General features: G+C 48.4%; 15 protein-coding genes. 12 read left to right on the forward strand and 3 right to left on the reverse strand.

All coding sequences use genetic code 11. The features are described 5' to 3' along the window. Positions 1–13 precede the first annotated feature (13 nt). Positions 14–1,462, reverse strand: coding sequence for an ABC transporter substrate-binding protein/permease (locus tag GSO_RS06965; RefSeq protein ID WP_010490508.1), 1,449 nt, complete (start codon positions 1,460–1,462; stop codon positions 14–16). Between the two features lie 94 nt (positions 1,463–1,556). After that, positions 1,557–2,231, reverse strand: coding sequence for an alpha/beta fold hydrolase (locus GSO_RS06970; RefSeq protein ID WP_010490510.1), 675 nt, complete (start codon positions 2,229–2,231; stop codon positions 1,557–1,559). Between the two features lie 462 nt (positions 2,232–2,693). Here GSO_RS06970 and yycF point away from each other — a divergent pair, with 462 nt between their 5' ends. From yycF to GSO_RS07040, 12 genes are all read left to right on the forward strand, one after another. Continuing rightward, the gene (yycF, locus tag GSO_RS06975; RefSeq protein ID WP_010490514.1) at positions 2,694–3,407 is read left to right on the forward strand and encodes a response regulator YycF; all 714 of its coding nucleotides are present in this window, start codon (positions 2,694–2,696) and stop codon (positions 3,405–3,407) included. Positions 3,408–3,422: 15 nt separating this feature from the next. Beyond that, on the forward strand, positions 3,423–5,333 hold the full coding sequence (walK, locus tag GSO_RS06980) for a cell wall metabolism sensor histidine kinase WalK (RefSeq protein ID WP_010490516.1): 1,911 nt from the start codon (positions 3,423–3,425) through the stop codon (positions 5,331–5,333). Further along, positions 5,323–6,732 (forward strand): YycH family regulatory protein, encoded by a 1,410-nt coding sequence (locus GSO_RS06985; RefSeq protein WP_010490518.1) that lies wholly within the window; start codon positions 5,323–5,325, stop codon positions 6,730–6,732. Before walK ends, GSO_RS06985 begins: the two co-directional genes overlap by 11 nt. A gap of 176 nt (positions 6,733–6,908) precedes the next feature. Further along, complete coding sequence (locus GSO_RS06990; protein WP_010490521.1) at positions 6,909–7,706, forward strand: two-component system regulatory protein YycI; 798 nt, start codon at positions 6,909–6,911, stop codon at positions 7,704–7,706. Between the two features lie 68 nt (positions 7,707–7,774). Beyond that, positions 7,775–8,593, forward strand: coding sequence for an MBL fold metallo-hydrolase (locus GSO_RS06995; RefSeq protein WP_029345547.1), 819 nt, complete (start codon positions 7,775–7,777; stop codon positions 8,591–8,593). Positions 8,594–8,788: 195 nt separating this feature from the next. Further along, positions 8,789–10,123: a S1C family serine protease gene (locus tag GSO_RS07000; RefSeq protein ID WP_010490524.1), complete on the forward strand. Its 1,335-nt coding sequence runs from the start codon at positions 8,789–8,791 to the stop codon at positions 10,121–10,123. Positions 10,124–10,716: 593 nt separating this feature from the next. Further along, positions 10,717–11,121 carry an iron-sulfur cluster biosynthesis family protein gene (locus tag GSO_RS07005; protein WP_010490526.1) on the forward strand — a complete coding sequence of 135 codons (405 nt, stop codon included), beginning with the start codon at positions 10,717–10,719 and terminating at the stop codon, positions 11,119–11,121. 292 nt (positions 11,122–11,413) lie between these two features. Beyond that, positions 11,414–11,854 carry an Hsp20/alpha crystallin family protein gene (locus GSO_RS07010; RefSeq protein ID WP_010490528.1) on the forward strand — a complete coding sequence of 147 codons (441 nt, stop codon included), beginning with the start codon at positions 11,414–11,416 and terminating at the stop codon, positions 11,852–11,854. Positions 11,855–12,416: 562 nt separating this feature from the next. After that, on the forward strand, positions 12,417–14,243 hold the full coding sequence (locus GSO_RS07015) for a heavy metal translocating P-type ATPase (RefSeq protein WP_010490529.1): 1,827 nt from the start codon (positions 12,417–12,419) through the stop codon (positions 14,241–14,243). 531 nt (positions 14,244–14,774) lie between these two features. Beyond that, complete coding sequence (locus tag GSO_RS07025) at positions 14,775–16,820, forward strand: glycosyl hydrolase 115 family protein (RefSeq protein ID WP_010490532.1); 2,046 nt, start codon at positions 14,775–14,777, stop codon at positions 16,818–16,820. Positions 16,821–16,850: 30 nt separating this feature from the next. After that, on the forward strand, positions 16,851–18,464 hold the full coding sequence (locus tag GSO_RS07030; protein ID WP_010490534.1) for an MFS transporter: 1,614 nt from the start codon (positions 16,851–16,853) through the stop codon (positions 18,462–18,464). Positions 18,465–18,812: 348 nt separating this feature from the next. After that, positions 18,813–19,502: an SGNH/GDSL hydrolase family protein gene (locus GSO_RS07040; RefSeq protein WP_010490536.1), complete on the forward strand. Its 690-nt coding sequence runs from the start codon at positions 18,813–18,815 to the stop codon at positions 19,500–19,502. Positions 19,503–19,589: 87 nt separating this feature from the next. Here the strand turns inward: GSO_RS07040 and GSO_RS07045 are convergent, their stop codons facing one another. Beyond that, complete coding sequence (locus GSO_RS07045; protein ID WP_010490537.1) at positions 19,590–21,662, reverse strand: helix-turn-helix domain-containing protein; 2,073 nt, start codon at positions 21,660–21,662, stop codon at positions 19,590–19,592. Positions 21,663–21,730: the final 68 nt, after the last annotated feature.

The following is a 21,730-nucleotide window of genomic DNA, read 5'->3' on the forward strand; positions in this document are numbered from 1 at the left end:
CTCCTTTTTAATTCTAGTTAAACCGTTTTTCGATTAACCGTAACAAACGCGACAAGGTGAAGGTCATGATGAAGTAGAAAATGGCGACGACAACCAGCGGCAGGAATGGCTTGAACGAAGCGCCTTGAACGACCGTGCCTTCAAACATTAATTCAGTGGCGCCGATGACGGACAGCACTGAACTTTCCTTGATATCGGTGACGAATTCGTTCCCGAGCGCTGGCCAGATGTTCTTCATGGCTTGCGGTAAAATCACGTAGCGCATCGCCTGACGTTGGTGCAGTCCCAGCGAACGGGCCGCTTCGGTTTGCCCAACCGGGACAGAGTTGATCCCGCCCCGGATGATTTCGGCAACATAGGCACCAGAGTTGATGGCCATCGCAATCGCACCGGCAATAAAGGCGCTGAGGTCTAACCCGAGAATTTGGGTACCGAAGAAAACGATGAACGCCTGAACCAGTAATGGCGTGCCCCGAATGAATTCGATGTAGACATTGGCGATGGCCTTGGCGAGCCAATTGCGGCTGAGTTTCATCAACGCCAGCAAGGTGCCGATGATGGTGCCGAAGAAGACGGTTAACGCCGCGAAAATCAGGGTATAAATCGCACCGCGGATGAAATAGTTCCCGTATTTAGCCCAAAAACCCTGATTCTGATCCTGCAGCTTGTACGCCGCTTGCAAATACTGCTTATACTTGGCGCCTTTGACCTTGCTGATGGTTTTGTTGACTTGCGCAAGGAGTGCCGGCGACTGCTTGTTAACCGCAATAGCAGTCGGTGCTTTGTCGGTGGCAAAATGCGGATCCAGCACCATCAGGCTTGGCGTGCGGGCCACATACGAATCGGCAATGGTGCTCGCCATGACGCCGGCGTCCAGTTTGTTGTAAGAAATCTGGGCGATGACGTCATTGGCCTTGTCGAGACTTGTGACTTTTGCACCCGGTAGTTGGGTTTTGGCTAACTGCTCCTGGGTGGTTTGTTTCTGCGCGCCAACCCGCTTACCGGAAAAGTCGGCGATTGATTTGTACTTGGCTTTGTCGGCTTTGCGAATCACCATGACCTGAGTTTCGTATAGGTATGGCTGCGAGAAATTGACTTCTTTTTCCCGTTCTGGCGTTTTGGACATACCGGAGACAATCAAATCGATTTTGCCGGTTTTCAGTGCCCCGATTAGGGCAGTGAAGTTCATTTCTTTAATTTGCAGCTTCACGCCCATATCCTTGGCGATCTGCTTGGACATGGAAATATCCGCGCCGACGATGGTATCGGCTCCATTCAATGTCGCATGGAACTCCAAGGGCGCATAATCAGCAGACAGGCCAACGATCAGATAGCCGCGCTTTTGGATCGCTGCCAGATCATCGCTGGCAGCTGCAGTTGGTGTCGGTTGCTGAACGGTGAAGCCAATGAGCATGGCTAAAAGTGCAATGATGGCAACTGCCCAATGTTTGATTCCCCGCATATGACTCACTCCTCGCTAATGATTATGGACTGAATATATACTCATTTCAATGAATATGCAAGGAAAATGTTAAATATGCAAAATTAATTCATTTTTAGTCAGTTGCGCGAAGTCCGGCCAGGAACGGAGAGATGAGGTGCCAAAGCTTGGTATTATCGCGAATGTAGGAGTTGTGAGTTTCGCCGGGGAGGATATGCAATTCGGCATTTTGAATATGTGTGGCAATGGTGAAGGTTTCTTTGCGGGCAATCAGGTCGCGGCTTCCGGCCAGCACCAGCGTCGGCATGGTAATGGTGTGCAACATGGCTGGCGTGATTTGCGGTTCATGGAGCATCATGGCAAGCTTAGGCGAAGGTCGGTGTCCGGCAGCAATCCGAAAAAGAATCCGGGAATACCACCGTAACCCTTGAGGCGTCAGGTTGGCACCGGCCACAATCAAAGCGCCCGCCAATTCCGGATGCCGAATCGCCAACAGCAAAGCGATAATGCCGCCATCCGAAAACCCAAGAATGATCGGCCGCTGCAGTGCCAATTCGCTGATCAACGCGGCGACATCTTCGGTCATGGCATCATAACTAAGCTGATCCGTGCGGGCACTCTGGCCGTGGTCACGACTATCAAGTGCAATCACGGTATAATGCGGCGCCAGGTAAGTGATCAAATCGCTAAAAATCGTATGATCCTCGCCATTGCCATGCAATAGAACAATCGCCGGCCCGTGCCCGCTTTTTTGATAGTAGAGTTTTAGATCGTTGTGATAGAAAAACATATAATAACCTCCAGAAAAAATGAGCGTGAGCCGGCGCGGTTAGAAGTCGGAGTGTAAGTGGCCTTGGGCGTGATGGCCCGGGCTTAGGCCATTGCGACCAAGGTCCTTACACGCAGACTTCTGCGCCGGGGAACGCGTTAAAGAAAGTGAGCGTGAGCCAGCCTGGTCAGAAACCGGAGTGTAAGTGGCCTTGGGCGTGATGGCTCGGGCTTGGGCCATTGCGACCAAGGTCCTTACACGCAGGTTTCTAGGCTGGAGAACGCGTTATGGTGAGCGTGAGCCGGCGCATTCCTCCTAAAACAAGGGGCAGACGTCAACTTTTGCGAAATTTAAAAATAGGGCAAAACAAGCGACAGAAGCGGCTTTGACGTGGGTTGCCGCCGCCTCACAGCTGGCGGGTCGCACTCGTCTTACAAAACCGTTATACTATAGAAGAGTATCTTAAACCAAGGAGGGCCGATGATGGCGAAAAAAATCTTGGTCGTTGACGATGAGAAGCCGATCTCAGATATCGTCAAGTTTAATTTGGATAAAGAAGGTTACGATGTCGTAACCGCTTATGATGGCGAAGAAGCCTTAAAGAAAGTTGAATCAGAATCACCCGATTTGATTTTGCTTGACCTGATGTTACCGAAAATCGATGGGCTTGAAGTCGCCCGACAAATTCGAAAAGAACATGACACACCGATTATTATGCTGACTGCAAAAGATTCCGAAATTGATAAGGTCTTGGGACTGGAGCTTGGTGCGGATGATTATGTCACCAAGCCATTTTCCAATCGGGAGCTGGTAGCGCGCGTGAAAGCCAATTTACGCCGAACCTCAGCATCAAGTGCCGCCAGTAATGAAGAGGATGAGGCCAATCGCGAACTGCAAGTCGGCGATCTGACGATTCATCCGGACGCCTATACGGTTTCGAAACGTGGCGAAAATATCGAACTGACACACCGCGAGTTTGAATTGCTGCACTATTTAGCGCGCCATTTGGGTCAGGTCATGACCCGGGAACATTTACTGCAAACCGTCTGGGGTTACGATTATTTTGGTGATGTCCGGACAGTTGACGTGACCGTTCGGCGGTTGCGCGAAAAAATCGAGGATAATCCGTCCCATCCGGAATGGCTGGTGACCCGGCGCGGCGTTGGCTATTATTTGCGGAATCCTGATGCTGAATAATTAGGAGCACCACTCTTGAATAAAAAGATTCGCTTCTTTCAGTCGATTCATTTTAAAATCGCGATCGTCTTTATTCTTTTGCTGGTCGTGACGCTGGAAATGATCGGGGCCTATTTTGTGAAGACCCTGGAGCAACAAAACATCGAGCAGTTTAAAACAAGTGTGAACGTGGACAGCTATATTCAGGATAAGCTGGCCGCGGATTTGTTGCGCACTGATACGGATAATGCCAATGATGATATCAAAAGCACGCTGAGCCAAGCAGATATTGCCAACTCAGCTGATTTACAGGTGGTGGATTCAAAAGGGACGATTCGCGGCGACAGTGACATTAATGCCCAAACCAATGTGGGCCAGAAGTCAGCTAATTCCAACATTAAAAATACGCTGTACTCTGGCCAGCAGTATGAAGGTTATGAGTACCGCGATCGAACCGGTTCGACTTATTATAAGGTGATTCCGATTAAGAATCCGAATGCCACTGGCGACAACAACTCGGTCATTGGCGCGATTGCGATTTCGGCATCCATGGAGCAGGCCTATGACAGTATTAACAAGATTGTCGGCATTTTCCTGATTTCCAGTTTGGTGGCCGGCTTACTGGGCACGTTGCTTTCGATTGTCATTAGCCGGGCGATTACCCGGCCGATCGACGAAATGAAGAAGCAGGCGATTCGCATGGCACGCGGTGACTATTCCGGGCAAGTCCGCATTTATGGTCAGGACGAACTCGGCCAATTGGCGGTTGCGGTCAATAATCTGAGTGTCCGGGTTGAAGAAGCTCAGGAAGCGTCCGAAGCGGAGCGCCGGCGCTTGGACAGCGTGCTGGCGCATATGACCGACGGCGTGATTGCGACTGATCGCCGTGGTAACGTCATTATCATCAACCAGACAGCCTTAAACTTCCTCAACACCAAAAATGAGGATGTCATTGGCGTCTCGATTTTGAAACTGCTCAACATTGCCAAGGATTACACCTTACGTGATTTACTGGAGCATCAAACCGAGTTGTTACTCGATTTTTCGGAAAAAATGGACCATGACCTGATTTTGCGGGTCGACTTTAGCTTGATTCAACGCGAAACCGGCTTTATTTCCGGCTTGGTTGCGGTTTTGCATGATGTTACCGAGCAGCAAAAGATTGATCGCGATCGGAAGGAATTTGTCTCAAATGTCTCGCACGAATTACGGACACCGCTGACATCGGTACGCAGTTATATTGAAGCTTTGAGTGATGGTGCCTGGAAAGATCCGAAGTTGGCACCGCGTTTTCTGAACGTGACCCAAGAGGAAACGGATCGCATGATTCGGATGATCAACGACCTGTTGAGTCTGTCTCGACTGGATTCCGGCACCAGTAAGTTTAATCTGGAAACCGTTAATCTCAACGAATTCTTCAATTATGTACTGGATCGCTTTGACATGATGCTTAAGACCGACAACGAACACACTGGTGAGGCACGAACGGCCCAGCCGTTGCCGCAACCTGATGGCCATAAGAAACGTTATTCGATTAAACGGGAAATTACCAATGAAGATCTTTGGGTTGAAATTGATACCGATAAGTTCATGCAAGTGATCGATAACATTATGAATAACGCGATTAAATACAGTCCGGATGGCGGCGTGATCACGGCTCGGCTGTTCCAGACGCATGACCACGTGATTTTGTCCATCAGCGACCAGGGTCTGGGCATTCCGCGTCAGGACCTAGGCAAAATTTTCGATCGCTTCTATCGGGTCGACAAGGCGCGTTCTCGCAAACAAGGCGGTACCGGCTTAGGCTTGGCGATTTCCAAGGAAGTTGTCGAAGCCTTGCATGGTCGCATCTGGGTTGATTCCCAAGAGGGTCGCGGCAGTACCTTCTATATTTCATTGCCTTACGAACCGATCACAGACGGAGGGGATGACTGGGATGAAGCTTAGTAATTGGATTTTGCGGGTCAGCCTGATTGCCATGGTCATTTTGAGCTTCGTCTTCACGTCACTGATTTGGCGAAACCCTTCACGACAAGAACGGCGGAACACATCGAATGTGCAGGTGACGACTGAGAACGATCCGAACGTTAAAAAACTGGAAGGTACTGTTTATCTGCCGAATCAGGTTTACTACACGCATGGCGGGCAGAAACAGTTGCTGATGGAAGCCAATGCCAATATGAGTCGCCAGGTACGCCAAACCATGGCTGATTGGCACATGACGAAAATCAAAACGATTGGCAAGGTTTCTTCGACTAATTATGACAATTATTTGCAGCAGGACGACAGTTTACAGCTGATTTACCAAGACGTGATGAGTTTTAAACAGTTTGAACAGTGGTATTTCAACAAGCAGCCAAAGCTAAAGGCGAGTGATTTTCATTTTAATCGCATCTTGCTGAATCTGGAGACTGGCGCGAATCGCCTGACGTTCATTAATGATGCAACGCGTACAGTATATGAAGCAAAGCTGACGAATGTGACGACCGGGCAGTTAGAAAATCTAGTTAAAAGGCGGAGTACCAAGGCTTTTCCAATTGAAGAAAAACGCCTGAGTGGTAATGAGGTTGCCTTTTTCACCCAGCCGATTAAATTGCAGCCGTATGCGTATCTGATGGATCAGCAAAGTGCTAATTATTATGTTTCCTTGTTGATGCCGTCTAAAACTGCCAGCAATGTGGATGCCCGTGAAATCGGTGATAGTACGCTGTATACGGCCGGATCGACTCGCCGCATGACCGCCGATTCGACGACCGGTGCCATTGAGTTTGAAAATTATGCGGCAGCTTTTCCCAATAATGGCTTGGCTAATTTCTTCCATGCGACGTTCAAAGGGCTTAGTGCCTTGCAGATGACGAATCTGTCCAGCATGCGGTATTTCCAGTATGATGCGAGTCGCGGCTCTGTCATTTATAAAACGTATGCGCAAGGGTTTCCGATTTTTAATGCCGATCAAAAAGGTGACGTGACGGTCCGGTACACGCAGACGTCTGAGGAGATTAACTTTTCCAATACCAATTTGACGGTGCCGATTCCGACCAACCAGCCTGCGCAAACCTTGCCGGCAACTGCTACGGTTGTGAATCAGTTGGTGGCGGCAGGTTACCACGCGAGTCAGATCACGGATATTCTGGTTGGGTATCAGTGGGCTGGCAGCAGTAATGATCAGCAGGTGGTTGATTTGCAGCCGACGTATTATGTCGAGATGAAGGGCGAGTATCGCGACTATCAAAGTTGGTTGAATCATAGCAGCGCATCTTCTTCTAGTGCTGCTAGCAGCCAAACGGCAACCCCAAGTAATGATGCGACAGCTGGCAGTTCGAGTGATTCGGGGGCGTCGCAGTGACTTTGGATGGACCGCATTAACGCGTTCACCAGCCCAGAAACCTGCGTGTAAGGACCTCGGTCGCAATGGCCTAAACCCGGGCCATCACGCCCGAGGCCACTTACACTCCGGTTTCTAACCAGGCTGGCTCACGCTCAGCTTATTAACGCGTTCACCGGCGCAGGAGGCGAAATTTTGTGGATTTTCGACGAATTGAATGGATCTTTCTGGTTGTCTTCGTTGGCTTGAATATTTTTTTGGGCATCAGCTATTTTCAGGCCCAGCAAGTCGATTTGGCGACGATTAAGAGCGGGGATGCGGCGACGATTACCGATATTACCCGCGATCAGATTAAGTTGCCGCATTTAAGCAAAAAGACACCTCAAGGCGATTATCTTGCCAGTCAAGCCAACACAGCACTGTCGCCGGCGCGCAGTCTGCTGGTTAAGCAGCAGGTGACAATTAGCGAAGGCGATTATCAAGAGCTGCAGGCGAGTTTGGATGAGCCGATTACCCTGAAGAAAAACCAGGAACAACAGCAACTGGCCACGTTTGTTAAAAACAACGTCTATCACGGCAAAGAGTACGAATATGCGCCGGCGCTTTCTAATGATGAACGGGTCGTTTTTGCCCAGCACCCAAAAGCCGGATTGATTTATGATCGGCGTGCATCGGTGATTTTGCATGTTAACGATAATCGCCTCGTGAGTTATACCCAAACGTACCTGTCTAAATTGAGTGTGTTGCGGGATCGCCTGAATTTAATGAGTGAGCAGGACGCCGTAATCGCCCTATATCGGGACAACGACATTCCAAACAATTCGGCGATTGTTTCGACTAAGTTAGCCTATAGTTACCTACTCGACGCAAAAGGCAGCACGGTTTATGTGCCTGCCTGGTATATCGGGGTTAAAAATCGGGCGACCGGAAATGTGACGGTCAAACGCGTCAACGCGATTACGCGAACGGTTATGAAGAATCGCAGTGACAATTAGTGTTAGAATGTAAAGCGATAACGGCTGGTTGCCCAAATAGGTAGTCAGCTGAATGGTAAAGTTGGGAGATGTTGATCGTGGGCGAAGATTTTGGGATGCGTGTCAGTGTCCTTGCCAGCAGCAGTTCCGGTAACGCAACCTACATTGAAACGCCTGGTCACAAGGTGCTGGTTGATGCCGGCTTGTCTGGTAAGAAAATTGAGAAGCTTATGCAAAGCATCGGGCGGGATCTGACCGATGTGGACAGTGTTTTCATCACGCATGAACATAGCGATCATGTGCGCGGTGTCGGCGTTTTGGCGCGACGTTATCCGCAAATTAGTGTGTACGCCAATGCCAAGACGTTTGCAGCGCTACCGAAAAGTGTCGGTAAGATTCCAGAAGATCAGTTGCGGCTTTTTGATATGGGCGCAACGCTGACTTTAGGCGATCTGGATGTTGAAAGCTTTGGTGTTTCGCATGATGCTGCGGCGCCACAGTTTTATCAGTTTCACCATGATGGCAAGACTTTCACGATCCTGACTGATACCGGTTATGTGTCGGATCGGGTGGCCGGGACGATTCGTGATGCCGATGCTTATGTGATGGAATGCAATCATGACCTTGAAATGTTGCGGACCGGTCCGTATCCATGGCCGTTGAAGCAACGGATTCTGAGCGATCAAGGGCATTTGTCTAATGAAGACGGTGCCGATGCGTTGATGGATGTGATTGGCTTGCGCACCAAGCGAATTTATCTCGGACATCTATCGCCACATAATAATAATAAACCGCTGGCTCATTTAACCGTTGCCTCGTTATTGGCGCAACAAGGGCTCGCGGTCGATCACGATTTTCATCTTTATGATACCGATCCGGCTGTTGCCGATCCGTTGTTCGTTGTGTGAGAGCATTGGTGCAGTGTTTCGGATAGCAGTTGGTAGGAAAAAGCAGACGACTTGTGCAGGGTTGGCCGCTTTTTTATTACCGGTCTGCGTTGATTTAAAAAAGCCCTATGTTGTTCATAATTTCGTCAAAATCGCCACTTACAATAATGATTGTAAACAGGGTGAGTAAGAATTGCCCACAAGGAGGATCAAGTTATGGATAATGGAAGTCATAACTTTCAAGAGACACCACAAGATCAGCAACCGCAACGGGGGTCGAAGAAGCCGAAGAATAGCGGCTGGAAACTGATTGCGATTGTGGCGGTTGTTGCTGCTTTGATCGGTGGCGGTGTTGGTGGCGGGACCGCCTACTGGGCGATGAACCACAATGCCAGTCTTGGCGTGACCGATACTTCCGGCAAGGCAGGGACGACAAAAATCTCTAATGTCTCGGTTAACCAAAGCAGCGCCTCGGAGCAGGCTTTTGCTAAAGTCAAAGGTGCCGTTGTCTCCGTTGTGAATATGCAAAAAGCCGAAAGTAACAGTGATGGCCTTGATACTTTTGGCGGCCTTGAAGGTATTTTTGGTCAAGGTAACCAACAGAGCAGCAGTTCGAGTAACAGTTCTTCAAGTCTTGAAGAAGCCAGCGAAGGTTCCGGTGTGATTTACCAAAAGAAAGACGGCAAAGCCTATATTGTCACGAATAATCACGTGGTTAGCGGCTCGGATAAACTTGAGGTCATTTTAAGCGATGGCACCAAGTTGACGGCTAGCTTAGTCGGCACCGATTCGACGTCTGACTTAGCAGTTCTGACAATTGATGGCAGCAAGGTTACCACCGTCGCAAGTTTTGGCGATTCAAGTAAGATTGCAGCTGGGCAGACTGTCTTAGCAATTGGCTCGCCGCTGGGTTCACAATACGCGACCAGCGTGACCCAGGGAATTGTCAGTGCCAAGAGCCGAACGATTGATGTCACGGACAGTAACGGCAACACAACCGGCCAGGCAACGGTTATTCAGACCGATGCCGCGATTAACTCAGGGAATTCCGGTGGCCCGCTGATTAATTTAGCCGGTCAGGTCGTCGGGATTAACTCAATGAAGCTATCCGGCAGTTCCAGCAGCAGTTCCGACAGTGCCACGATCGAAGGCATGGGCTTCGCGATTCCAAGTGACGAAGTGGTTTCGATCATCAACCAGCTAGTGCAAAACGGCAAAGTCGTTCGGCCGGCGCTTGGCGTCGAGGTTCGCGACTTATCCACCGTTTCAGCCACGCAGCAAAAGTCAGTCTTGAAACTGCCATCTAGCATCACCGGTGGCGTCGTGGTTGCAGGCTTTACCAGTGGCAGCAGCGCCAAGACGGCAGGGATGAAGAAGTATGATGTCATTACCGCACTGGATGGCGTCAATGTTACCAACACAGCTGAGTTACACACGCAACTGTATAAACACAAGGTTGGCGATACGATTAAGCTCACTGTGTATCGCGAAGGTCAGCAACAAACCGTTTCATTTAAGTTGACTCAGACGACCAGCGACTTAAAGAATTAAATTAGAAAATCCCCGATTGAGAATGTTCGGTTCTTGATCGGGGATTTTTTCGACCCATTCGCGTAGTTAGTCGGAAGCGGTTTCCCCAAATTTTAACGAAAGTTTAGCGAATAACCTGTGGAAAAGTTCAAGAAAAAGTTTTGTCAAGAGTGGGTAACTTTTTGGTAAAAGTGCCTGTCAACCTGTGGATAACTCTGTGGATATTGTTCATAACTAAGATTTTCGGGTGTGATTAAGTTGTCCACCGATCTGGGGATAACTTGTGGATAAACTTTTTTGACTTGTGACAAAACGTTTGTTCCCAGCCGTGGGAGCGGGATTGAAGCGCTGAAGTTTGTGAAATCGAACGATTAAAAACTGTGGATGACTGCGTTCGAAAAATTTTTTACTTGAATTTTTTGAATCGTCTATTTGGTGTCAATTTCAGTTCTTCATACTATATTTTGGGTGTCAAGTTGCGCACATGTGGATAAGCGGTGTGGATAACCTGTTGTTGATTGCGAAAAACTCCGAATTTGACTTTGGGTGACAAACTGGATACCATAAAGATGGTAAATAAGTTGTGCACAATGTATTTGAAAGGATGGTCCAACATGAAGATCACGATCAAACCAGCTGCTGTGACTTATTTGAACAACCATGTTGCCAAGGATCAACATTTGTTCCTGGCATTGGATGATGGTTCGAGTAAGTATTCCAAATTAGGCGGTTCCTGTGCCATTGGCAATAAGTACCAAATTGTCGTGACGGATACGGACGATCAGGATTATGCACTGCCGCTAGAAAACGACGCCGGTTTTAACTTGACGACCGGTGATCCGGAGACGGATTATTTCGGTAGCGGGCTAACACTTGATTTCAAGAATGCTTCGTTAGCCTTGCGCGATGATAGCGGCATTTTGGACGGCGCGGTAACGCTGAACCACGTGACGGCAAAACCGCAATCCGATGACAAGCGGCGTGAAGAAATGAAATCCTTGGGCGGCAAGATTTGCTAAATAGCGGATCGTTGTTGCGAGTACCAAGAGCAGAAACGGTGAGTTAGCAAAGGTTAGAAGAACAAAATTAGCACTCGGACATGACGATTGCTAATTTTTGTGTTATACTTTAGGTGTTCTAAGGGAACAGTAGTGACGTCAATGTCCATAACGCGTTCGCCAGCGCAGAAGCCTGCGTATAAGGACCTTGGTCGCAATGGCCAAGACCGGGCCATCACGCCCAAGGCCGCTTATACTTCGGCTTCTAGCCGCGCTGGCTCACGCTCACTATTTTGAAAGGAAGTTTTCGATGATGGCTAATGATCTTATGCGGCGCAATGATTGGTTGGATGATCCATTCTTCAATGATTTAGGTCGGCATATTTTTGACAGCTTCACGCCGAGTCGTGGTGGTGATAGCAGTCGCCTGCTGAAAACGGATATTCAGGAAAATGACAAGTCATATGTTGTGAAGGTGGATGTTCCCGGTATCGAGAAGCCAAACATTAATCTGAGTTACGATCATGGCGTTCTGAGTGTTGCGGTTAAGCATGAAGAGCAAGCCGATCATTCAGACAACGAAGGCAACATGCTGATGTCTGAACGCAGCTATGGTCGGATGAGCCGCAGCTATCGGTTGCCAAATGTTGATGAGGGTAAGATCAGCGCTAAAGTCACTGATGGTGTCTTGACGATTGATCTGCCTAAGTTGACAGGTGATCAGGAAGGCAACCATCAGATCACGATTGACTAATTCGGATCTGTTTGCCTAGCAACACGATTCACACCAAAGGTTCCCATCGAAAAAATCGGTGGGAGCCTTTTTTGGTGTGAGCGCGAGCCGGCGCGCTTAGGGGGCGGAGTGTAAGTGGCCTCAGGCGTGATGGCCCGAACTTAGGCCATTGCGACTGAGGTCCTTACACGCAGACCCGTGCGCCGGGGAGCGCGTTATAGCAAACAGAAGCGGCAGGCGTAAGATTCAGCGACCATCCTGGCAGCGGATTCTTTCAAACCATTCCCAATCCATGTGAAATTGACGCACAAATAAGCTTAAATCCGCGAATCTTTCACCTGCAAAGGCGTATAATGGAAGTTAAATATTAGGGATGCCAAAAAATAAACCATGTTCATCATTGCCGTTAAAACAGCAATAGGACGCGGTTTTAACGCGGATCTTTCCAGTAAGTTAGTCCAAACTGAATTGGGCGTTGCATGAAAAACATTTTCCAATCCAGATTATATTCGTTCTAAAAAAGATTGCTTTTTCAGATTGTAATGGTTATAATTAAGGTACTTAGGAAAAGAGAGTGGCAACAATGAAGAAGAACTGGCAGTTAATGATGGTGCTCGCTGTAAGTGCCGTTGCGCTGGTCTTTGCGTTCGTATTAAAACAGCCATTGATTGCTCAGGGGCTAATCACGGTGATGGGGTCGATTATCGCCTTGATTATGTTCGGGGGCATGGTGAAAACAATTCGGTCCGGTAACTTTGGGGTGGACTTATTAGCCATTACGGCAGTTGTCGCAACGTTGGCAGTCGGGCAATATTGGGCATCGATGATTGTGTTGCTTATGTTAACCGGTGGCGATGCCTTGGAAGATTTTGCTGCGACAAAAGCTAGCAGCGAATTGAAACAGTTGTTGGAAAATGCGCCGACAACGGCTCATCGCATGGTTGATGGTCACGTTGAAGATGTTGATGTTGATGCGGTCCAAGTCGGTGAAACGATTTTGGTTAAGCCGCGGGAGGTTGTTCCAGTCGATGGTACGGTTTTGGCAGGCGAGAGTTTGGTCGATGAAGCCAGTTTAACCGGTGAGTCTAAACCAGTTGCCAAAAACGCAGGTACTGATATCATGTCCGGGACAATCAACGGTGATGCTGCGTTAACCGTTAAAGTTACCCAACGTGCCGAAGATAGTCAGTATCAAGGAATTATCAAATTAGTTAAGGAATCAGAAGCACGGCCGGCGCATTTTGTTCGGATGGCCGATCGCTATGCGGTACCGTTTACGTTGATCGCTTATGTGATTGCCGGTCTGGGCTGGTACTTGTCAGGCGATCCGGTTCGGTTTGCCCAAGTGCTCGTTGTTGCGTCGCCATGTCCGTTGATTCTGGCGGCACCGATTGCGATGGTCTCCGGCATGAGCCGCAATAGTCGGAACGGGATTATCGTCAAGTCAGGTACCACGCTTGAAAAATTGAGCGATGCTCGGACGTTTGCGTTCGATAAAACTGGCACGGTGACGCGCGGTATTTTAAAAGTGGCGGCTATTTTGCCACAAGCAGGTTTTTCGCAAGATGAATTGTTGAACTTGGCGGCGAGTGCAGAAGGCCAGTCAACCCACATTTTGGCACGGTCCCTGACCGATGCTGTGCCGGTGGCTGATCGTCTTCCAGCAACCGATGTTTCCGAAGCGACCAGTTTTGGGGTGAATGCGACGGTTGATGGCCACAAGGTTAAGGTCGGTAAAGCAGAATTTGCCGGGACAACGGATACTATCAATACGACGGCGGTTTATGTCAACGTTGACGGTAAATACGCCGGTGCCATTACCTTCTCTGACCAGATTCGGCCAGAAGCAAAGGAAACAATGTCCAAACTGCACGAATTGAATGACGCTAACTTGATCATGATTTCCGGTGACCAGCAGTCGATTGCCGATAAAGTCGCTGAAGAAGTCGGCATTGACCAGGTTTATGCAGAACAGTTGCCACAACAAAAAATTGAAGTTTTGGACAAGTTGCCAAAAAATGGCCGGCCGGTTGTCATGGTTGGCGATGGGGTTAACGATGCACCGTCATTGGCGATTGCCGATGTCGGGATTGCCATGGGCGCACATGGCGCAACGGCAGCCAGTGAATCAGCTGATGCCGTTGTGTTACGTGACGATTTGGCTAAGGTTGCTGCAGCCACTTTGATCGCTAAAGAAACGATGGTCATTGCCAAGCAGTCCGTGCTCATCGGGATTGCGATTTGTACCGGTTTGATGGTCATCGCCAGTTTCGGAGTTATCCCGACGATCATTGGCGCGATGCTACAGGAAGTCGTTGATACGGTGACCATTTTGTACGCGCTGCGGGCACGGAATGGCTTGCATCGTCAGGCGCTGGTCGATCCGGTTCGGGCAGAGGCTCGGGCTTGAGATCTGTTTGGTAGAAAGTTATAAATTTTAGCAGTATGTATACGTTGGAAGGCCAATCGGTTTCGCGATTATTCGCGGAGGCGGTTGGCCTTTTTTGTTTTGGGGTTGGTTTTTACGTTGGGTGGCGAGAGGTTTTGCGGTGGGGGAAGTCTGGAGGCAGTTTTTTCTATTGTCGGCAATTGAGGTGTTGTTGGACTGTCGTGTTCTATAACGCGTTCTCCGGCGCAGAAGTCTGCGTGTAAGGACCTCAGGCGCAATGGCCAAGATCGGGCCATCACGCCTTAGGCCACTTACACTCCGACTTCTAAGCGCGCCGGCTCACGCTCAGCGCTTGTTCACGCTCACACAACAGTAACCAGTTCAATGGTTGCAGAAAGTAGTTTATTGGAAGCGGTTACTGCAAGCGCTACAATCATCTTGTAATTAAGGTTCTAATATATCAGATCGCAGAAGTTGACGAGTGCCTTATGACAACGGGTGCTTGCAGTATTGAGTTTCTTTAGCAGGTTTTACCGAGAGAAGGAGTTGTGTATGGCAAAACAAACATTTGTTATTTCCAGAAACACAAGTGTCATTACGGACAATATGGCGGATCCGGTTTTGAAAAATGCCGTCGATATTTTGCAGCGTGATATTCAGCGGGTCACAACTGATCAAGCTGATACAAATCAGATTGATTTGGTCTTGCAGCCTGATGCAGATCAAAAAGTCCCTGACGCGTTTGCAATTCATGATGTCAGTCCGCGAAAAGTTGAAATCACCGCAGCAACAACCCGCGGCTTGATGTATGGTGCGTTAGCTGTTTCCCGTGAGGTTCTGGGCATTGATGACTTTTGGTATTTTATGGATACACCAATTCAAAAGCAGCCAACTGTCATCTGGTCAGACTTCAGTCAACATTTACCGGACTTTCAAACCAAGTATCGTGGTTGGTTTGTCAATGACGAACTTTTAATAGCTGATTGGCAGGATCATGATTCAAAGGCATATGTGTGGGATCGGATTTACGAGACGCTGCTGCGGGTCGGCGGCAACCTGATCGTACCCGGTACTGACAAAGAGAGTCAGTTCCATCGTGCCGGTGCGCGGGATATGGGCTTAATTATTGCGCATCATCATGCTGAGCCACTTGGCGCGGAGATGTTTGCCCGGGTTTATCCAAATTTGGAAGCTTCATATCTGAAGTATCCCGATCTCTTCAAAAAGCTCTGGCGCGACAGCATTTTAGAACAACGCGGCCATGAAGTTGTTTACGGTTTAGGGTTCCGTGGTCAAGGCGACCGGCCATTCTGGGCAGACGACACAACGCACGAGTGGACAGACGAAGAAAAGGCGAAAGTCATCAATGACACCATCAAGCTTCAATATGATATGGTGCAGGAACTTGATCCAGGCGCTCAATGCTCTGTCAGCATCTATGGTGAGTTAACCGGATTGTTCAATAAAGGTTTGCTGAAGTTGCCACAAGATGTCATTGAAATCTGGGCCGACAACGGCTATGGCAAAATGGTGTCGCGGCGGCAATGGGATGATGATCCACGGTCACCGGTTTTGACGATTCCTAACAAAGCGCATCGTGCCCGCGGGATTTATTATCATGTTACCTTCCATGATTTGCAGGCATCCAGCCTTTTGACATTATTGCCGAACAGTCCGCATTTTGTCGCGGAAGAGATTGCCAAAGTCAGAAAAGCGAACATGGACACGTTGGAATTGATCAATGTCGGCAATGTTAAACCGCATATTCTATTCATCCGCGAAATTGCCCGCTCCTGGCGCCGTGATTTTCAGGTTCGCAGCGAAGATGGGATCATCAAAGACTATGTCAACCATTATTATTCCGAGGCGCAAAAAGAGATTGCAGACATTTATCAAGATTATTTCAAGTCGCCTATTCAATATGGTCCGCATGATGATCAAAAAGCTGGCGACGAATTCGCAACGTATCTGATCCGAAAGGTTGTTAAAGCATGGATGGGTCATTACCCGCAACTTGAACAGATGGTTTGGTTGACAGGTGATGTTTCATTAGATGATCAACTGACCAAAGTCACGCAATTAATCGACACTAAGTATGCAGCATGGGATCGTTTGTATCGTCGCGCGGTTCAGGTTTACGCCGACATCATGGGTCAACAGCCGCAGCGGCTTTTCTATAATGACATGCTCATGGGAATCGCCGTTCACGCCTGCTCGCTGCATGCCTTGCGTGCCAGCATTGAAGCTTATCGTCACTACCAGAAGGCTGAGATTGTTCATGCGTTCTTGGGTGCTGATGAAGCGGTTCGGGCCAACGATGAAATCATGCGGTTGCGGCGTGACAATCCGTCTCCTAAGTGGGTTGATTTCTTCCACAATGACGCATACTCCAATATCGAGTTAAACGCCGTCAAGTTACGCCGCCTACGTTCGTATCTACGCGTCTTGGGTGACGGTCCGGATGAAGATCAGTGGGAACGCAAGTACTTGATGGAACCGGCAGATGCGCGGGTTATGCTGTTGTCGAATACCCATCTGGCGCTTTCGGATGATCAAATTGCTAAGAAATTGCGCGAACAATTGATTGATGAAAAATAATAAATTGAAAGTGTGAAAGAGGAAAAAACAATGGAAAATAAAAAAGCCGTTGTCCACGATGGTTGGGACGAATTCGCCTCGAAGAAAATTTACCATTCGCGTGGCAAAAAGATCGGTATCGGCCGGTCACTAGGATTCGGTGTTTTTTCGATGTTCAGTATTTCCATGCAGGGACTGGTTGGTGCATGGCTACTGTTCTTCTATACCACGTTTTGCGGTTTGTCAGCAGGCCAAGGTGCGACCATTTTCCTGATTGGCCGTGTTGCTGATGCGATTGCTTCTCTGGTTATGGGTAATATTTCCGATAACATTTACAAGTACAAGATTGGCCGCCGGTTTGGTCGGCGTCATATCTTCATTCTGGCTGTAGCCCCATCCGTATTATTCGCGATTACGCTTTGGGTTGCCGGAATGAGTTACTGGTACTATCTGATTACTTATGTGATTACTACGATTTTAATGTCAGTGCTCCAGATTCCTTGGGAAACACTGCCAAACGAAATGACCAAGGATTATAACGAGCGGACAACGATGTCAACTGTCCGGATGGTCATTGCCGGTTTGGGCAACATGTTAGCCCAATTCGTTCCTGCTCAGTTGTTCCGGTTCTATCCAAAAACCTCACCGGTACCATATCTGATTATGCAGGTGATGTTCTCGGTTGTAACCTTCTTCTTGATCGTCATTACTTATAAAACTACTTGGGAACACTTTGTCACTAAAAAGGAAGCCAAGAAACTACAAGCTCAAGCACTTGAAGATAATGGCGGCAAGAAGAGTTCGCTCAAGTCGGAACTTCGTAACTACTTCTCCACATTTAGAATTAAAAGTTTCCGGACGCACATGGGCATTTATCTGAGTTCTTACTTTGCTGCTATTGTGTGGTCCACTACGTTTGTTTATTACATCGTCTTTGTGGTTGGCAAAACAACAAGTGTTTCCGGGATGTTGCAATCGTTGAGTATCGTCTCGGTGCCAGTTACGATTTTAGCGGGTTATATTGTTACAAAGATTTCACCGCGAGCTCTATACCTGTTCGGTTATTCGCTGATTTTGATCAGTGCTATTGACTGGGCGTTCATCGGCTTAGCCAAACCAGCAGGGGTCATGATCTGGTTGATTGTTGGTACCCTGCTTTATGAAATTGGTTTGTATATTCTCTACTTTGTTCCGTGGAATGTCTTTCCATTCATTCCTGATGTTGATACTTTGGTTACAGGAAAGAACCGTGCCGGACTATTTGCCTCGGTCATGGTCTTCATCAACCAAATCAGCCAAGGTTTAGCTTCAGTGATTGTGGGTTATATGCTTGATTTTTCCGGCTTCCGTCAATCCACAAGCGGTGCGGTTTCACAGCCGGCAAGTGCCACCAACATGATCTTATTCATTGTTTCTGGCGGCGTTGGTATTATGATCATCATTGCAATGTTATTTGCAAGTCGGTTCCACCTCAGCAAGAAGACATTCAATGTTTTGGCTGCTGAATTAACCCGTTTGCAAAAAGGTGGCAGTATGAAAGATGTCAAACCCGACACCAAACGGATTTGCGAACAGTTGACCGGTGTGCCATATGATTCCATTGAATTCTGGCGCCGCAATGATCAACAGCCAACAACACCGAATGATTCATCAACTAAAGCTTAATAGGATTTGAAGTTGGCATCCTTTAAGGAGGTGGTGTTTTCCAGCAGAAGCCATTTTTCGAGCTCATTGAATTCGCTTAAATCGTTATCGATGCCGAACAACTTTCACTCCCATGGTTGTTGGGCATTTTTTGTGAGTGAGCGCGAGCCGGCGCGCTTAGAAGCCGGAGTATAAGTGGCCTTGGTCGCAATGGCCCGGGCTTAGGCCATTGCGACCAAGGTCCTTATACGCAGGCTTTTGCGCCGGGGAGCGCGTTATAGAACGCGACAGTCGAAGTCCAATTTACCCAAAATAGCACAACCCCACTCATCAACGCCACACAACAACCAAACAGAAAGGAAACCCAACATGCAAGATCCCCTTAATAAAAAAATGTTATACGCTTTTGGAACCAGTATCGTCGAAGGCCATGCTGCCCACGAAAGTTTTGTCGATGACATCGCCAGAGCCCACCACATGATCTATCACAAGTACGCCATTAATGGTGCCACGATGCGCGAGGTGCCCAATGAGGATCCAGTCATCAACATTGTTCATCAAGTCGAGCAGGCACCCAAAATAGTACCGGACTTGATCGTGTTTGACGGTATCGCTAATGACGCCTATGCCAGTGTGACTGATGATCCGAAAGTTCTTGGCAGCATCAGTACCGGATTTGCCGATGAGCTGGACACGGCTACTTATTGCGGTGCGTTCGAGACAGTCTGCCGCACGTTGTTAACCAAGTATCAAGGTGCGCACCCACTTTACATCACTACCCATAAAACGCCAGCGCGGACCTTAGCGACTCAAGAAAAACTACATGATGTCTCAATTGCAATTTGCCGCAAATGGAGCATTCCTGTCGTGGACCTCTACACACAAAGCGGGTTTAACGCCTTTATTCCGGCTTATCAACATGATTATTCCTATGACAAAGTTGACGCTGACGGGCATAATCACAATGCCGTTGGTGGAACGGGAACGCATCCTAATGCGGACGGGTATCGATTGTTTTACGAGCCGCGGATTACTGCGGCACTTGAGACAATGTGTTAGGTAAGCAGCACTTAAGTTTCAAAACTATTTTCACGCAAAAAAGCCCGTAGCGGGGCTTTTTTGCGTTGTTCAATAATGGGCTTGAATTTAAGACCGCAACTGGTGCGCAATCGTCCGAAACTCACCCGGCGTCAAGTGTTCCTGCCGTTTAAACGCCCGAATCATGTAGGTTTCGGAATGAAACCCTGATTGGCGGGCAATTTGGGAAAGTGGTAGATCAGGCTGTTCAATGAGTAGCTGTTTGGCCTGAATGACCCGATAGATTGTCAAAAGCCGACGGGGCGTGGTTTGGTACAAATCATGAAAAGTTTGGAGCATATATTGCACACTGTAGTTGGTCATTTCGGCTAGATGCTCGTTTGTTAGATCTTCTTGAAAATGTTGTTGCAACAGGTTCAGTGTTTGTTCAGCCAGCGCTTGCTTGTTCGCATCTGCTTTTAAACGCGCGGTGTAAGGTTTTAATTTGGTTAAAAAGTTTTGGACAATCGCGGCATTCTGATCGTCTTGATAGCGATGTGTCTGTTGATAACGCGTATGTTCATGAATGAAGCCTAGTACTTCTGTTCCTAGTACCGGAAAGAAAAGCGAGTTGGCGGTTTGCAGGCCAGGGATGAGATCATCGAGAATCGTTCCGCTGAAACTAAGATAGCTCGTCTGCCAAAGCGACGTTACTGGATGATAAGCGTAACTCGTATTCAGATTAATCAAAATGCCTTGCCCCGGGCGCAAATTAATTTGCTGATCGCCGATGGTCAGTTCGCCTTCACCAATATCACTTTGTAACCATTGGTAATCGCCGCTGCCCTCAGGTCGGGCTATCGCTGACTGAGCCCAGTTAAATCCGATTTTATTAAGCGTAAATGGTTGCTTGCTAGCATGATATGTAATGACGGCTTTGGGGTGCTTGTTTGTGGGATGGTCAATATGATAGCCAGTGATGGTCACACGATTACCATTGCTGCCATAACGGCGGCGCGCTTTATCATACCAATCGCCGTGTGCACCGAGCGCTTCGATGGTTAATTCATAGTGACCAAGTGGTTCTGTTGGTGACCGGTAGCACGGTGCATCCTCATGCAGGAGGCTGTAAAAATCCGTGTACACTTGAGTTTTGACTTGGCCAGCTTCATCACGTAACGTTATTTTGGCAAAACCGCCGTGCGTACCAGTTTGTCCGGTCATCGTAATGCCCGTGCCATGGAATTTGAGCGTCATCCTAGCGTCATTGGTCTGTCCGGTCCAAGCCAGTGGGGTCAACGTCAGCGGCTGTTCGCGTTGCTGGTACCAGTCCCACGCAGGCCAGTAATGGGGAACGGACAATGTGGTTTCATGAACACTCAAAGGTAACCAGACGTGAGTGCTATTTTCCAGTTGCGGGTAAGTATGGCGATCACCTAAGTACAAAGGAACGGTACCCTTGGCAGTGGGCAGAAGCGCGACATCGGCAGTTTGGGAGTTATACGTCAGCGTTCCCGGCGGACAAAATGGGCCATGTGCTGTCCATGGGCCGGTTAATTGGTCGGCAGAAAAATAAACGTTGTCGTTGTGCTCCCAGCTGGTCTTTTGGGATGCCAGCAAGAAATAATGATCATGAAAGCGAAACATCGCCGGTGCTTCGGTACCGGGTGCGATGTTGCTGATGATTTTGGCCTCCGCGATTGTACCGTCAGCTGCTAACCGATAGATATCGCCTTCATGTGTTAGCAAATAATTCGTACCATCATCGTCGGTGAAACTGCCAATATGCCACATACGAATGGATTGGTTGTTGAGAAGCAGTGGACCCTTAAAAGTGAACGTGTCGGTTAGCTGATCAGCCGTGGCATACGCGACAACCGGATCGAAAGTACGTTCATCATCGGTGTGCATGAGCATGATGTACTGACCGGTTTGGGCGCGGACAACCTTCACCCGATCGCCGACTCGATGTGGCCCTAATAGACCAGACGGCTGAACCGGCAAAGCAAGTCCCGTGAAGGTCCAGTTTTCTAGATCGGTTGAAACATAGCGCGAGAATCCGGCGAATTCCGTCGATTCCGCTTGCCGATATTCACCGAATAAATAAAACTTGCCACTTTCCTGAATCAAACAACCGCCAACAGCATTAACGACTTGCTGGTGTTGATCATACCAAGGAACCCCATTGAAAATGGTTGGCATGGACGCAACCTCCTTGTCTTGACGAATCCCCACTGCACCAATCATAACAGACGTCATGAATGATATGC

This window comes from Lacticaseibacillus zeae DSM 20178 = KCTC 3804 (genome assembly GCF_000260435.1).
Classification (GTDB): Bacteria; Bacillota; Bacilli; order Lactobacillales; family Lactobacillaceae; genus Lacticaseibacillus; species Lacticaseibacillus zeae.

Excerpts from the sequence above, each read along its gene's own strand:
- GSO_RS06965 (WP_010490508.1), bottom strand. The coding sequence starts at position 1,462 with ATGCGGGGAATCAAACATTGGGCAGTTGCCATCATTGCACTTTTAGCC.
- GSO_RS06970 (WP_010490510.1), bottom strand. The coding sequence starts at position 2,231 with ATGTTTTTCTATCACAACGATCTAAAACTCTACTATCAAAAAAGCGGG.
- yycF (WP_010490514.1), top strand. The coding sequence starts at position 2,694 with ATGGCGAAAAAAATCTTGGTCGTTGACGATGAGAAGCCGATCTCAGAT.
- GSO_RS06985 (WP_010490518.1), top strand. The coding sequence starts at position 5,323 with ATGAAGCTTAGTAATTGGATTTTGCGGGTCAGCCTGATTGCCATGGTC.
- GSO_RS06995 (WP_029345547.1), top strand. The coding sequence starts at position 7,775 with ATGTTGATCGTGGGCGAAGATTTTGGGATGCGTGTCAGTGTCCTTGCC.
- GSO_RS07000 (WP_010490524.1), top strand. The coding sequence starts at position 8,789 with ATGGATAATGGAAGTCATAACTTTCAAGAGACACCACAAGATCAGCAA.
- GSO_RS07005 (WP_010490526.1), top strand. The coding sequence starts at position 10,717 with ATGAAGATCACGATCAAACCAGCTGCTGTGACTTATTTGAACAACCAT.
- GSO_RS07010 (WP_010490528.1), top strand. The coding sequence starts at position 11,414 with ATGGCTAATGATCTTATGCGGCGCAATGATTGGTTGGATGATCCATTC.
- GSO_RS07015 (WP_010490529.1), top strand. The coding sequence starts at position 12,417 with ATGAAGAAGAACTGGCAGTTAATGATGGTGCTCGCTGTAAGTGCCGTT.
- GSO_RS07025 (WP_010490532.1), top strand. The coding sequence starts at position 14,775 with ATGGCAAAACAAACATTTGTTATTTCCAGAAACACAAGTGTCATTACG.
- GSO_RS07030 (WP_010490534.1), top strand. The coding sequence starts at position 16,851 with ATGGAAAATAAAAAAGCCGTTGTCCACGATGGTTGGGACGAATTCGCC.
- GSO_RS07040 (WP_010490536.1), top strand. The coding sequence starts at position 18,813 with ATGCAAGATCCCCTTAATAAAAAAATGTTATACGCTTTTGGAACCAGT.
- GSO_RS07045 (WP_010490537.1), bottom strand. The coding sequence starts at position 21,662 with ATGCCAACCATTTTCAATGGGGTTCCTTGGTATGATCAACACCAGCAA.